13 protein-coding genes are annotated in these 13,286 nt (G+C 62.4%); 3 read left to right on the top strand and 10 right to left on the bottom strand.

The features are described from left to right. Positions 1–199 precede the first annotated feature (199 nt). A complete protein-coding gene (locus tag APH33_RS08210) occupies positions 200–958 on the bottom strand; it encodes a Nif3-like dinuclear metal center hexameric protein (protein ID WP_054884653.1) in 759 nt (252 codons plus the stop codon). A gap of 168 nt (positions 959–1,126) precedes the next feature. On the opposite strand from APH33_RS08210, the gene algW reads away from it, so the two are divergent. After that, the gene (algW, locus tag APH33_RS08215; RefSeq protein WP_054884654.1) at positions 1,127–2,287 is read left to right on the top strand and encodes a Do family serine endopeptidase AlgW; all 1,161 of its coding nucleotides are present in this window, start codon (positions 1,127–1,129) and stop codon (positions 2,285–2,287) included. A 43-nt stretch (positions 2,288–2,330) separates the two neighbouring features. Here the strand turns inward: algW and APH33_RS08220 are convergent, their stop codons facing one another. The 4 genes from APH33_RS08220 to APH33_RS08235 all read right to left on the bottom strand — a co-directional run bounded on the left by APH33_RS08220 (position 2,331) and on the right by APH33_RS08235 (position 6,488). Continuing rightward, positions 2,331–3,095: an amino acid ABC transporter ATP-binding protein gene (locus tag APH33_RS08220; RefSeq protein ID WP_027918029.1), complete on the bottom strand. Its 765-nt coding sequence runs from the start codon at positions 3,093–3,095 to the stop codon at positions 2,331–2,333. Between the two features lie 10 nt (positions 3,096–3,105). Continuing rightward, entirely contained in the window at positions 3,106–4,203 is a 1,098-nt protein-coding gene (locus APH33_RS08225) for an amino acid ABC transporter permease (RefSeq protein ID WP_054884655.1), read from the bottom strand. A gap of 10 nt (positions 4,204–4,213) precedes the next feature. Then, positions 4,214–5,392: an amino acid ABC transporter permease gene (locus tag APH33_RS08230; RefSeq protein WP_054884656.1), complete on the bottom strand. Its 1,179-nt coding sequence runs from the start codon at positions 5,390–5,392 to the stop codon at positions 4,214–4,216. Between the two features lie 67 nt (positions 5,393–5,459). Then, on the bottom strand, positions 5,460–6,488 hold the full coding sequence (locus APH33_RS08235; RefSeq protein ID WP_054884657.1) for an amino acid ABC transporter substrate-binding protein: 1,029 nt from the start codon (positions 6,486–6,488) through the stop codon (positions 5,460–5,462). 331 nt (positions 6,489–6,819) lie between these two features. Here APH33_RS08235 and APH33_RS08240 point away from each other — a divergent pair, with 331 nt between their 5' ends. Further along, positions 6,820–7,476: an alpha/beta hydrolase gene (locus APH33_RS08240; protein WP_054884658.1), complete on the top strand. Its 657-nt coding sequence runs from the start codon at positions 6,820–6,822 to the stop codon at positions 7,474–7,476. Between the two features lie 100 nt (positions 7,477–7,576). Further along, positions 7,577–9,040, top strand: a complete 1,464-nt coding sequence (rhlB, locus tag APH33_RS08245; RefSeq protein ID WP_054884659.1) for an ATP-dependent RNA helicase RhlB — start codon at positions 7,577–7,579, stop codon at positions 9,038–9,040. 152 nt (positions 9,041–9,192) lie between these two features. Here the strand turns inward: rhlB and moaE are convergent, their stop codons facing one another. The 5 genes from moaE to APH33_RS08270 all read right to left on the bottom strand — a co-directional run bounded on the left by moaE (position 9,193) and on the right by APH33_RS08270 (position 13,278). After that, on the bottom strand, positions 9,193–9,639 hold the full coding sequence (gene moaE, locus APH33_RS08250; protein ID WP_054884660.1) for a molybdopterin synthase catalytic subunit MoaE: 447 nt from the start codon (positions 9,637–9,639) through the stop codon (positions 9,193–9,195). Between the two features lie 2 nt (positions 9,640–9,641). Continuing rightward, complete coding sequence (gene moaD, locus APH33_RS08255; protein WP_054884661.1) at positions 9,642–9,887, bottom strand: molybdopterin converting factor subunit 1; 246 nt, start codon at positions 9,885–9,887, stop codon at positions 9,642–9,644. After that, positions 9,887–10,357, bottom strand: a complete 471-nt coding sequence (gene moaC, locus APH33_RS08260; RefSeq protein ID WP_054884662.1) for a cyclic pyranopterin monophosphate synthase MoaC — start codon at positions 10,355–10,357, stop codon at positions 9,887–9,889. The genes moaD and moaC overlap by 1 nt, the downstream gene beginning before the upstream one ends. A gap of 116 nt (positions 10,358–10,473) precedes the next feature. Next, on the bottom strand, positions 10,474–11,868 hold the full coding sequence (locus tag APH33_RS08265; RefSeq protein ID WP_054884663.1) for a PhoH family protein: 1,395 nt from the start codon (positions 11,866–11,868) through the stop codon (positions 10,474–10,476). 282 nt (positions 11,869–12,150) lie between these two features. After that, positions 12,151–13,278, bottom strand: a complete 1,128-nt coding sequence (locus APH33_RS08270) for a polysaccharide deacetylase family protein (protein ID WP_054884731.1) — start codon at positions 13,276–13,278, stop codon at positions 12,151–12,153. Positions 13,279–13,286 lie beyond the last annotated feature (8 nt).

The raw sequence follows: 13,286 nt of genomic DNA on the forward strand, positions 1-13,286 counted from the left end.
TGGACGGCCTGCGGGCCGTGTTCGAGCGAGCCACTTTATCACAGCGGCTGCTTCTATTTAGGAGGCGGGCTAGATCGAAAAAGTCTAACGATATGACTGCGGGTTTGGGCTGGCAGGCCCGGCCCTTTCGCGGGTAAACCCACAGGCCCGGCGCGATCCCGTGGGAGCGGGTTCACCCGCGAAGCAGGCGACACCGATGTCAGATAGGATTCGGGCAATCGATGAACAGGTGCTCCAGGGCGAAGCGCCGCGCCAGGTAATCACCCAGCGCCTGCACCCCATAGCGCTCGGTAGCATGGTGCCCGGCAGCAATGAAGCTGACGCCGTTCTCGCGGGCGCTGTGATAGGTCTGTTCGGACGCCTCGCCCGTGAGGTACAGGTCAACTCCCGCAGCAATCGCCGTGTCGATGTAGCCCTGCCCGCCCCCGGTGCACCAGCCCACCCTGCGGATCATCGCGTCACCTTCTACCAGCAATGGCTCACGCCCGAGCACTTCCTGCACCCGGCGGGCAAAATCGCGCGCGGTCACCGGTTCCGCCAGCGAACCGACAAGCCCGACCACCTTGGGGTTTTCCGGGTCCAGCGGGCCTTCGACAGTGACGTCCAGTTGCCGCGCCAGCTGCACGTTGTTGCCGACTTCAGGGTGCACATCCAGCGGCAGGTGAAACGCCAGCAGGCTGATGTCGTGCTTGAGCAGGGTCTTCAGCCGGCGTTGTCGGATCCCGGTCACGCAGGGGTTCTCGCCCTTCCAGAAGTAACCATGGTGCACCAGGATCAGGTCGGCCTCGGCTTCGACCGCGGCATCCAGCAAGGCCTGGCTGGCGGTGACGCCGCTGACGATGCGGCTGACCTGCGGCCGGCCCTCGACTTGCAGGCCATTGGGGCAATAGTCCTGGATCTTCGCGCTGCCCAGGTAGCGTTCGGCTTCCTCGACCAGGGTGTTGAGAGCGACGGCCATGAAAATCTCCTCGAAATCTGCGCTTTTCACGGGCGCAACGCCTGCAGAACGCCCGTATAATGCCGGCCATTATGGGCCGTCGCCGGCATCGGGGGAACCGGTGTATGATCGCGCGCGCTCATGCCCCATTGCGCGGCCACCGGCCCCCGCTCTTTCCAGGACTCGTTCATGTTCAAGGCGTTGCGTTACTTTGGCTGGCCCCTGCTTACCGGTGTTCTGATTGCCGTACTGATCATCCAGCGCTACCCGGAGTGGGTCGGCCTGCCCAGCCAGGACGTCAACCTGCAGCAAGCTCCACAAACCACGCGGATCATGCAGGGCCCGGTGTCCTACGCCGACGCCGTGACCCTCGCCGCCCCGGCCGTGGTCAACCTGTACACCACCAAGGTGGTGAACAAGACCGCCCACCCGCTGTTCGAAGACCCGCAGTTCCGCCGCTTCTTCGGCGACAACCTGCCCAAGCAGCGCCGCTGGGAGTCGAGCCTGGGCTCGGCGGTGATCATGAGCCCCGAGGGCTACCTGCTCACCAACAACCACGTCACCAGCGGCGCCGACCAGATCGTCGTGGCCCTGAAAGACGGCCGTGAAACCCTGGCACGGGTGATCGGCAGCGACCCGGAAACCGACCTGGCGGTGCTGAAGATCGACCTGAAGAACCTGCCCGCCATCACCATCGGCCGCTCCGACAACATCCACATCGGTGATGTGGTACTGGCCATCGGCAACCCGTTCGGCGTTGGCCAGACCGTGACCATGGGCATCATCAGTGCCACCGGCCGCAACCAGCTGGGCCTGAACAACTACGAAGACTTCATCCAGACCGACGCGGCAATCAACCCGGGCAACTCCGGCGGTGCACTGGTCGACGCCAATGGCAACCTGGTCGGCATCAACACCGCGATTTTCTCCAAGTCCGGCGGTTCCCAGGGCATCGGCTTCGCCATTCCGATCAAACTGGCACTGGAGGTGATGAAGTCGATCGTCGAGCATGGCCAGGTGATCCGTGGCTGGCTGGGCATCGAAGTGCAGCCGTTGAGCCAGGAGCTGGCTGAATCGTTCGGCATGCAGGGCCGTCCGGGCATCGTGGTGGCCGGGATCTTCCGCGACGGCCCGGCACAGAAGGCCGGGCTGCAGCTGGGCGACGTGATCCTGAGCATCAACGGTGAACCGGCCGGTGACGGGCGCAAGTCGATGAACCAGGTAGCGCGGATCAAGCCGACCGAGAAGATCACCATCGAGGTGATGCGCAATGGTCAGCAGCTCAAGCTGATTGCCGAGGTGGGGCTACGACCACCACCGGCGCCGAGCCCGGCGAAGGAAGAGAACTGAAAAAAAGGGGCCGCATGCGCGGCCCCTTTTTTCACTGCGTGTATCAGTGCAGGATCTGGCTGAGGAACAGTTTGGTCCGGTCACTGCGCGGGCGGTCGAAGAAGTCATCCGGCGCCGCCTGCTCGACGATTTCCCCTTTGTCCATGAAGATCACCCGGTTCGCCACGGTGCGGGCAAAGCCCATTTCGTGGGTCACACAGAGCATGGTCATGCCGTCCTCGGCCAGGCCGACCATGGTGTCGAGCACTTCCTTGACCATTTCCGGGTCCAGCGCCGAGGTCGGCTCGTCGAACAGCATGATCTTCGGCTTCATGCACAGCGCCCGGGCAATCGCCACACGCTGCTGCTGGCCACCGGAGAGCTGCCCTGGGAACTTGTGCGCCTGCTCCGGAATGCGTACCCGCTCAAGGTAGTGCATGGCGATTTCCTCGGCCTTGCGCCGTGGCATCTTGCGCACCCACATCGGTGCCAAGGTGCAGTTTTCCAGAATGCTCAGGTGCGGGAACAGGTTGAAGTGCTGGAAGACCATGCCCACCTCTCGGCGGATCGCTTCGATCTGCTTGAGGTCGTTGGTCAGTTCCACGCCATCGACCACGATGCGGCCCTGCTGGTGTTCCTCCAGGCGGTTGAGGCAGCGGATGGTGGTCGACTTGCCCGAGCCGGATGGCCCGCACAGGACGATGCGCTCGCCCTGGCGCACGTTCAGGTTGATGTCCTTGAGCACATGGAACTGGCCGTACCACTTGTTCACGCCCTGCATCTGGATGATGCCTTCGGGGCCGGCAGGCTGCTTGATCGCTTCACTCATTTCGAAACTCCTAACGCTTGTGGCCAGTGTCCAGCTTGCGCTCCAGGTGCATGGAGTAGCGGGACATACCGAAACAGAAAATCCAGAACACCAGGGCGGCAAACACGTAGCCCTCGGTGGCCATGCCCAGCCACGCGGGGTCAGCGGCGGCTTGCTTGACGCTGTTGAGCAGGTCGAACAGGCCGATGATGATCACCAGGCTGGTGTCCTTGAACAGGGCGATGAAGGTGTTGACGATACCGGGGATCACCAGCTTGAGCGCCTGCGGCAGAATCACCAGGCCCATCGAGCGCCAGTAGCCCAGGCCCATGGCAGCGGCGGCTTCGTACTGGCCCTTGGGGATAGCCTGCAGGCCACCACGGACCACTTCGGCGACATAGGCCGACTGGAACAGGATCACCCCGATCATCGCTCGCAGCAGCTTGTCGAAGCTCATGCCTTCCGGCAGGAACAACGGCAGCATCACCGACGACATGAACAGCACGGTGATCAGCGGCACGCCACGCCAGAACTCGATGAAGGTCACGCAGACCACCTTCACCGCCGGCATCCGCGAGCGCCGGCCAAGGGCGAGCAGGATGCCCAGTGGCAAGGCGCCGACGATCCCCACGGTAGCGATCACCAGGGTCAGCATCAGGCCGCCCCACTGGCTGGTGGCCACATTGCTCAGGCCCAGCACGCCGCCATGCAGCAAGGTGTAGGCGATGATCGGATACAGCACCAGAAAGCCCAGGCCGTAGAAGGCCTTGCGCGGGAAACGCTTGATGAACAGCGGTGCCGCACCGAGCACCGCCAGCCACACGGTGAGGTCGACACGCCAGCGCAGCTCGGCCGGGTAGTAGCCGTACATGAACTGGCCGAAGCGCTGCTGCACGAACACCCAGCAGGCGCCCGACCGGGTGCAGTCAGCGCGGGTAGTGCCGACCCAGTTGGCGTCGATCAACGCCCATTGCACCAACGGTGGCACGATCAGCCACACCAGGTACACGGCGAACACGGTCAGCAGGGTGTTGAGCCAGCTGGAGAACAGGTTTGCACGCATCCATGCGAGCACGCCGACGGTTTTCACCGGTGGCGGCATGTCGGGTTTGAAAACATGAGCATTCACGGGCGTATCCTCACCGCTCGATCAGCGCGATGCGCTTGTTGTACCAGTTCATCAGCAGCGAAATGCTGATGCTGATGGCGAGATAGACACTCATGGTGATGGCGATCACCTCGATGGCCTGGCCGGTCTGGTTGAGCACGGTACCGGCGAACAGCGAGACCATCTCGGGGTAACCGATACCGGCCGCCAGTGACGAGTTCTTCGCCAGGTTCAGGTATTGGCTGGTCAGCGGCGGAATGATCACCCGCAGTGCCTGGGGGATGATCACCTTGCGCAGGGTCGGGCCGTCGCGAAGGCCAAGCGAGTGGGCCGCTTCGGTCTGGCCGTGGCTCACCGAACGAATGCCGGAACGCACGATCTCGGCAATGAACGCCGCCGTGTAGATGGTCAACGCCAGGGTCAGCGCCAGCAGCTCAGGGATCAACACCCAGCCGCCGACAAAGTTGAAGCCTTTGAGCTGCGGTACCTCCCAATGCACCGGGCTGCCGAACAGCAGCGCGCAGGCACCTGGAATGGCGATGAGCAGCGCCAGCCCCACCCAGAACTTGTGGAACGGCTCGCCGGTTGCGTCGAAGCGCCTGTTGGCATAACGCACCATCAGCACGATTGCCACCAGTGCCAGCACCAGGGCGACCACGAACGGCCAGAAGCCTTCGGCCATCGAGGCACCGGGCATGTTCAGGCCCCGATTGCTGATGAAGAAGGCATCGTTGATGTTGATGCTGCCCCTTGGCCCCGGCAGGGTCAGGAACACCGCGAAGTACCAGAACAGGATCTGCAGCAGCGGCGGAATGTTGCGGAAGGTTTCCACATAAACGGTCGCCAGCTTGTTGATCATCCAGTTCGGCGACAGCCGCGCCACGCCGATGATGAAGCCAAGGAGGGTCGCCAGGATCACGCCGATGAACGTCACCAGCAAGGTGTTGAGCAAGCCGATGACGAATACCCGCGCATAGCTGTCGGATTCCACGTAGGGAATCAGGTGCTGGGCGATGCCGAAGCCAGCGCTACGTTCGAGGAAGTCGAAGCCCGAGGTGATACCCCGGTGTTGCAGGTTGGTTTGCGTATTGTGAAACAGGTACCAGCCCAGGCCCACCACGAAAGCGATCGTGAGAACCTGGAACAGCCACGCGCGCACTCGTGGATCACTCAGGGTCAAGCCCTTCCGTGCGCCGATATGATTTTGCATGAAGTGCCCCGGACATTAGGGATTCGAACAGCCCGCGGCGGCAACACGCCGCCGCAGGGTGCAACCATCAGCGCACGGGTGGCGCGTACTGGATGCCGCCGTTGTTCCACAGAGCGTTCAGGCCACGGTCGATCTCCAGCGGTGTGCTCTTGCCCAGGTTCTTCTCGAACACTTCGCCGTAGTTGCCGACCTGCTTGACGATCTGCACTACCCAGTCCTTGGGCAGCTTCAGGTCCTTGCCATATTCACCGTCTGCGCCCAGCAGGCGGGCAACGTCCGGGTTCTTGGTGGACTTGGCCTCGGCCTCGACGTTCTTCGAGGTGATGCCGGCCTCTTCGGCGTTGAGCATGGCGAACAAGGTCCACTTGACGATGCTGAACCAGTCTTCGTCGCCTTTGCGCACTACCGGGCCCAGGGGTTCCTTGGAGATGGTTTCCGGCAGCACCACGTAATCTTTGGGCGATGCCAGCTTGGAGCGCTGGGCGAACAGCTGCGACTTGTCCGAGGTCAGCACGTCGCAACGACCGGATTCCAGCGATTTGGCGCTTTCGTCGGAGGTGTCGAAGGTGATCGGGGTGTACTTCAGCCCGTTGGCGCGGAAGTAGTCCGAAACGTTCAGTTCGGTGGTGGTACCGGCCTGGATGCAGATGGTCGCACCGTCGAGTTCCTTGGCGCTGGAAACGCCGAGCTTTTTATTGACCAGGAAGCCGACGCCGTCGTAGTAGGTCACGCCCGCGAACACCAGGCCCATGCCGGCATCGCGCGAGCTGGTCCAGGTGGTGTTGCGCGACAGCACGTCGACTTCGCCCGACTGCAGCGCGGTGAAGCGTTCCTTGGCGTTGAGCTGGCTGAACTTGACCTTGGTCGCGTCGCCGAACACGGCGGCGGCCACGGCGCGGCAGACATCGGCGTCGATACCGACGATCTTGCCCTGCGTATCAGGTACCGAGAAGCCTGGAAGACCGTCGCTCACGCCACACTGGACGAAGCCCTTCTTCTTTACCGCATCGAGCGTGGCGCCGGCCTGGGCGGTGCTCACGGCGCCCAGTGCAGCGGCAGCGGTCAGGACTGCCAGGGTGGTTTTCAACATCTTCATTCACAACCTCCAAATCGCTCTTGTTGTACGAGCCGGAATTGCACCGCACCCTTATGAGGCGCATCCGACCCTTGTTGGCTTGTTATTGGGTCAATTGGCGCAATGGGCTGTTCTGTGACAGCCTTCGCGTGCAGAGGGTGTTACCGTCACGGCCCGCCCTTTGCATCGTATGAAGAAGTGCAAAGCGCGTACCAGATTTGCTGGCTGGAGCGTTTAAGCGCTCGTCAAGTAGGGAAAGTTGTATCGTTGCGACATTCTTTTTCCGACAATCAATTGCAGCGCCTTCTTTTCACGCACGGCCTAATAACATCCGCACTCTTTCGGAGCAGTCATGACCAACCCGTTGATTCTCGAACCCCAGAAAACCGCTGACGCCTGTGTGATCTGGTTGCACGGTTTGGGTGCCGACCGTTACGACTTCCTACCAGTGGCCGAATTCATGCAGGAACGGCTGACCAGCACCCGCTTCGTCATGCCCCAGGCGCCGACCCGCCCGGTGACCATCAACGGCGGCTACGCCATGCCCAGCTGGTATGACATCAAGGCCATGACCCCGGCCCGCGCCATCGACGAAGCACAGCTGGAAGAATCGGCCGAGCAGATCATCGGCCTGATCAAGGCCGAGCAGGCCAAGGGCATCAACCTGTCGCGGATCTTCCTCGCCGGCTTCTCCCAAGGTGGCGCGGTGGTGCTGCACACTGCCTATATAAAGTGGCAGGAAGCGTTGGGCGGAGTGATCGCCCTGTCGACCTACGCCCCGACCTTCTCCGACAGCCATCAGCTGAGCGCTTGTCAGCAACGCACCCCGGCCCTCTGCCTGCATGGCGTGCACGACCCGGTAGTGATTCCGTCCATGGGCCGTACCGCGTTCGAATACCTCAATACCTGGGGCGTCGCCGCACGCTGGCACGAATACCCGATGGAGCACGAGGTGGTGGTCGAGGAACTGAGCGATATCCACGACTGGCTGAGCAAGCAATTGCAATAAGCCTCAGCTTCTGTAGTTGTGGGAGTTTTCCGCTACGCCGCGCCCAAATCTTGCTTTACACTGCCCGGCGTACATTCCTTAACCAGTTGATGAGACGATCGTGCTCAAGGCACTCAAGAAAATATTCGGCAAAGGAGACGCTGCGGCACAGCCCGCCGCTCCTGCTGCCAGCGTGACGCCGACGGCGCCCGCCCCCACTGCCGAGGCCCGGCCCGCGCCGAAACCGGACGCGCCCCGCGCCAAGCCCGCCGCCAAAGCAGAAGCACCCGCCCACGCGGCAGCGCCTGGCGACAAGCCGGCCAAGGACAAACCACGCCGCGAACGCAAGCCAAAGCCCCAGGCGAGCCTGTGGAAGCCGGAAGACTTCGTGGTCGAGCCGCAAGAGGGCAAGACCCGCTTCCACGACTTCAAGCTCTCAAACGAGCTGATGCACGCCATCCACGACCTCGGTTTCCCTTACTGCACGCCGATCCAGGCGCAGGTACTGGGTTATACCCTGGCCGGCCAGGATGCCATCGGCCGCGCCCAGACCGGTACCGGCAAGACCGCGGCATTCCTGATTTCGATCATTTCCCAGCTGCAGCAGACGCCGCCGCCCAAAGAGCGCTACATGGGCGAGCCGCGCGCGCTGATCATCGCGCCAACCCGCGAGCTGGTGGTGCAGATCGCCAAGGATGCCGTCGCCCTGACCAGGTACACCAGCCTGAACGTGATGAGCTTCGTCGGCGGCATGGACTTCGACAAGCAGCTCAAAGCGCTGGAAGCCCGTCATTGCGACATTCTGGTGGCCACCCCGGGCCGCCTGCTGGACTTCAACCAGCGCGGCGAGGTGCACCTGGACATGGTCGAGGTGATGGTGCTGGATGAAGCCGACCGCATGCTCGACATGGGCTTCATCCCCCAAGTGCGGCAGATCATCCGCCAGACCCCGCCGAAGAGCGAACGCCAGACCCTGCTGTTCTCCGCCACCTTCACCGACGACGTGATGAACCTGGCCAAGCAGTGGACCACCAACCCGGCGATCGTCGAGATCGAGCCGGAGAACGTCGCCAGCGAGACGGTCGAGCAACACGTGTATGCGGTGGCCGGCAGCGACAAGTACAAGCTGCTGTACAACCTGGTGACCCAGAACAAGTGGGAACGGGTGATGGTGTTTGCCAACCGCAAGGATGAGGTACGGCGCATCGAGGAAAAGCTCGTGCGCGACGGTATCAACGCCGCGCAGTTGTCCGGTGACGTACCGCAGCACAAGCGTATTCGCACCTTGGAAAACTTCCGCGAAGGGCGCATCACCGTGCTGGTGGCCACGGATGTGGCCGGGCGCGGGATTCACATCGACGGCATCAGCCACGTGATCAACTTCACCCTGCCGGAAGACCCGGACGACTACGTGCACCGCATTGGCCGTACGGGCCGCGCGGGCACCAGCGGGGTGTCGATCAGCTTTGCCGGTGAGGATGATTCCTACCAGCTACCGGCCATCGAAGAGCTGCTGGGGCGCAAGATCAAGTGCGAGATGCCGCCGGATGAATTGCTGAAACCGGTGCCTCGCAAGCACCACTGATGCGCTAGCCGCCCTTGTAGGAGCGGCCTTGTGTCGCGAAAGGGCCGCGGAGCGGCCCCAGGATTTCAGCTTGTATGCAGAAATTGTTGGGACCGCTTCGCGCTCCTTTCGCGACACAAGGCCGCTCCTACAAAAGCGATCTGTGTCCTGCCTTACCAGCGCCCGGCGGCATCCTGGTCACTCTGCTTGCCTTCCACCCAGCGCGGCCCATCCTGGGTATTTTCCTTCTTCCAGAACGGCGCCCGGGTCTTCAGGTAGTCCATGATGAAGTTGCAGGCATCGAACGCCGCCTGCCGATGGGCACTGGCCACACCGACAAAGACGATCGGCTCACCCGGCTCCAGCGCACCGATGCGGTGCAGCACCTCGACCTTGAGCAACGGCCAGCGCTGCTCGGCCTCGACCACGATCTTGGTCAAGGCCTTTTCGGTCATGCCTGGGTAATGTTCGAGGAACATCCCCGCTACTTCCCGACCGTCGTTGAAGTCGCGGACATAGCCGACGAAACCGACCACGGCGCCAACGCCGACGTTGGCCGCATGCATGGCATTGACCTCGGCCCCCGGGTCGAACGCCCCGTGTTGCACTCGCACTGCCATGTTCAGCCTCCGGTCACCGGCGGGAAGAACGCCACTTCATCGCCCTCTTTCAGCGGCTCGTCGAGCTTGCACAGCTCTTCGTTTCGCGCACTCATCAGGTTCTGTTCGGCCAGCACCGCATACTGCCCACCCTTGGCCACCAGGGCCTGGCGCACATCGTCGACCACTTTGAACTCGCCTTCCAGGCGCTCGGCATCGACGCCCAGCAATTCACGGTAACGGGCGAAGTACATCACTTTGACCTTCATCACGCCTCCACCTTGTAGTGCCCACTCTTGCCGCCAACTTTTTCCAGCAGGCGCACCTGTTCGATGACCATGCCCTTGTCCACTGCCTTGCACATGTCATAGATCGTCAGCGCAGCGACGCTGGCGGCAGTCAGCGCTTCCATCTCGACCCCGGTCTGGCCGGCCAGCTTGCAGCGGGCCAGGATACGCACCGCGTCCTGGCCTTCGGCGCTCAGTTCGACCTTGACGCTGGTGAGCATCAGCGGGTGGCACAGCGGGATGAGGTCACTGGTCTTCTTCGCCGCCTGGATGCCGGCAATGCGCGCCACGGCGAACACATCGCCCTTGGGATGCTCGCCGTCGACGATCATCTGCAAGGTCTGCGGCAACATGCGCACCCGCGCCTCGGCCACGGCCTCGCGCTCGGTCACGGCCTTTTCAGTGACGTCGACCATGTTGGCGCGCCCCTGGGAATCAAGATGAGTCAGCACTGCTCTGCTCCTGTGAAGGGAACAGAGAGTGTAAACCCGTGGGTCAGGTTTGCGCAGCGATATGTGTCGGCAGGACCGGCGAAAAGGCCGGGCGGCGCACCGCCCGGCTGGAGGTATTACAGATGGGACTCGGCGTACTCGGCCAGCACCGAGCGTGGCACACCCTGCAGGGTGATGTGCACGCCATGGGGGAAGTCCTTGAAACGCTCGGTCAGGTAGGTCAGCCCCGAACTGGTCGCGGACAGGTAAGGCGTGTCGATCTGCGCCAGGTTGCCCAGGCACACCACCTTGGAACCGGAGCCTGCCCGGGTGATGATGGTCTTCATCTGATGCGGCGTCAGGTTCTGGCACTCGTCGATCAGGATCAGGCTCTGCTGGAAGCTGCGCCCACGGATGTAGTTAAGCGACTTGAACTGCAGCGGAACGCGTTCGAGGATGTATTCGACGCTGCCATGGGTACTTTCATCGTCCATGTGCAAGGCTTCCAGGTTGTCGGTGATGGCACCCAGCCAAGGCTCCATCTTTTCCGCCTCGGTGCCCGGCAGGAAGCCGATCTCCTGGTCCAGCCCCTGCACGCTGCGGGTGGCGATGATGCGCCGGTAGCGCTTGCTGACCATGGTCTGCTCGATGGCTGCGGCCAGGGCCAGGATGGTCTTGCCGGAGCCGGCAGCGCCGGTCAGGTTGACCAGGTGGATGTCCGGGTCGAGCAAGGCGAACAGCGCCAGGCTCTGATGAATGTCCCGCGGCTTCAGGCCCCAAGCTTCCTGGTGCAGCAAGGGTTCCTGGTGCAGGTCGAGCAATAGCAGTTCGTCGTTGCGAATGCCTTTTACCCAGCCGACAAAACCCTGCTCATCAATGATGAACTCGTTGATATGCACGGCCGGCAGGTTATCGATCATCTGCACCCGATGCCAGGTGCGGCCACGTTCCTGGCGGGTATCGACTTTGCTGACCCGGTCCCAGAACGAGCCGGTGACCGAGTGATAGCCCTTGGACAGCAACGACACGTCGTCAACCAACTGGTCGGTACTGTAGTCCTCGGCCGCGATCCCGCAGGCGCGCGCCTTCAGGCGCATGTTGATGTCTTTGGTAACCAGCACCACGTCCAGGTCGGTGCGCCGGCTGCGAACTTCGAACAGGGTGTTGATGATGATGTTGTCGTTGAGGTTTTCCGGCAGCAACTTGCTGGGTTCGTTGCGCGGGCTCATCAGGATCGACAAGTAGCCCTTGGCGCCGCTCTTGCCACGCTGAATCGGCACGCCCTGCTCGACATCGCTGGGCGAAGCGTCACCGAGGGTCTGGTCGATCAGGCGGATGGCCTGACGACATTCGGCGGCGATGCTCTGTTTGCCGGTCTTGAGCTTGTCGAGTTCCTCCAGCACCGTCATCGGAATGGCGACGTGATGCTCCTCGAAGTTGAGTAATGCGTTGGGGTCGTGAATCAGGACGTTGGTATCGAGCACATAGAGGATTGGCTTGCTGGAGGAAGGGTTGCGTCCTTGGTCATCCATACTCGGTCACCTTATGTCGAAGCCACACGGCACGCTCTGTGTGCGCCGCAGAGTGACCGCCGTTCTCCCCGTATCCGCGTTGCTACGGGCGGGAAGCGTACCTGGCAAGGTGGGCCTGGATGACGCCACCTGTGCTGCAGGAATCGGCTGTCTGGTTTCTTCATACCGCAAAAGCCATTACCGGAAAAAGCATTTTTACGAGATTTTGAAGTTTATTTTTCCGATTGACGAAGAGCGCTTGGCGGCAGCACCAGACGAGGCTACAGTCAGAAGTCATACCCTCTATTCGCGATAGGCGTAATCGTGGCAGCCCTCCCAGCCGATGCCGCTTTGCGCGGTGTTGTGCAGCAACCACTCGAGCGCCGTCCGGGCCTTGGGCAGGCTGTCATGGAACTGGATCACCCCCTTGCGCCATAACAGCATCAAGGTTATCACCCGCTGGGCCGAAGCTTCGGCAGTCAGCGCGCCATCATCCTGAGCGTCGATGTCCCATAGCGAAACCCGCAGCTGCTGGCTGGCCATGAACCCTTCGGCGTCAGCCCGGCGCTGCCCATATGGAGGGCGGAACAGCGGCACGTATTGCTCCGGCAGGTCGGCCTGAACCCGCGCCTGGGCGCGTTTGATCGAATCCTGCCAGCCCTGCCACTGGGCGTGGGAGCGATATTCCCAGCCCTGGATGCCCACGCATTGGCCGGCGTAAAGATCGGTCAATGCGTTCGTCGCGCCTGCATCTCGCCGCTGCTGCAGGCGATTGCCCAGGACAAAGAAGGTGCCCTGCAGCTTCTGCTTGCGCAGGTACTCGGTGAGTTCATCGGTACTTGCGCCATCAGGCCCGGGGCCACCGACGAAGGTCAGCAGGAACAGGCGGTCGTTCAGCTCATCGCCATTGCGCTCGCGGCTGGACAGGCGTTCGACCTCGCTGCTGGTCTGCGGCAACAACGCTGCCTTGCGCAGCTGTTCATCCAGGTAACGGACATGGAACTGATGACTGGGTTCGATCCAGCCGGTATAGAACGTGCCGACATCGGCAGCGAATGTTGCCGCCTTGGTGCGCAAATCTGCCATTGACTCCAGCAGATAGCAGAACGAGGCGTCTTGCTCGCAACTGCGCTGGGCCTGCTGGTAACCCTGCCACAAACGCTGCCACATCTGCGCACGCACAGCGCGAATCTTTTGCAGGTTGATCTGCCGCAATCCCAGCCGTGCAGCCAGTGTGGCATCGTCGAGCAGCTCGCTTTCATGCAGGACTCGGGCAAACGACAGGATCTCTGCCCGCGAGGCGACGTCGAACAGCACCGGGCTATCCAGTTGCTCGGGCCACTGGCTGCGGTCCAGGCTGGCCGGGGGCACGGGGGCGGCCTGGGCGGCCAGGCTCAACAAGGTGGCCAGCAAGGCCCCGGCAATGCGCACGATCAATC

The organism is Pseudomonas sp. NBRC 111130 (assembly GCF_001320485.1).
Classification (GTDB): domain Bacteria; phylum Pseudomonadota; class Gammaproteobacteria; order Pseudomonadales; family Pseudomonadaceae; genus Aquipseudomonas; species Aquipseudomonas vlassakiae.

Bases quoted from the DNA above. Each gene is read 5' to 3' on its own strand.
- moaE (WP_054884660.1), bottom strand. From the start codon at position 9,639: ATGGCAGTGCGAGTGCAACACGGGGCGTTCGACCCGGGGGCCGAGGTC.
- APH33_RS08240 (WP_054884658.1), top strand. From the start codon at position 6,820: ATGACCAACCCGTTGATTCTCGAACCCCAGAAAACCGCTGACGCCTGT.
- APH33_RS08265 (WP_054884663.1), bottom strand. From the start codon at position 11,868: ATGGATGACCAAGGACGCAACCCTTCCTCCAGCAAGCCAATCCTCTAT.
- APH33_RS08220 (WP_027918029.1), bottom strand. From the start codon at position 3,095: ATGAGTGAAGCGATCAAGCAGCCTGCCGGCCCCGAAGGCATCATCCAG.
- moaD (WP_054884661.1), bottom strand. From the start codon at position 9,887: ATGAAGGTCAAAGTGATGTACTTCGCCCGTTACCGTGAATTGCTGGGC.
- APH33_RS08210 (WP_054884653.1), bottom strand. From the start codon at position 958: ATGGCCGTCGCTCTCAACACCCTGGTCGAGGAAGCCGAACGCTACCTG.
- APH33_RS08230 (WP_054884656.1), bottom strand. From the start codon at position 5,392: ATGCAAAATCATATCGGCGCACGGAAGGGCTTGACCCTGAGTGATCCA.
- algW (WP_054884654.1), top strand. From the start codon at position 1,127: ATGTTCAAGGCGTTGCGTTACTTTGGCTGGCCCCTGCTTACCGGTGTT.
- APH33_RS08235 (WP_054884657.1), bottom strand. From the start codon at position 6,488: ATGAAGATGTTGAAAACCACCCTGGCAGTCCTGACCGCTGCCGCTGCA.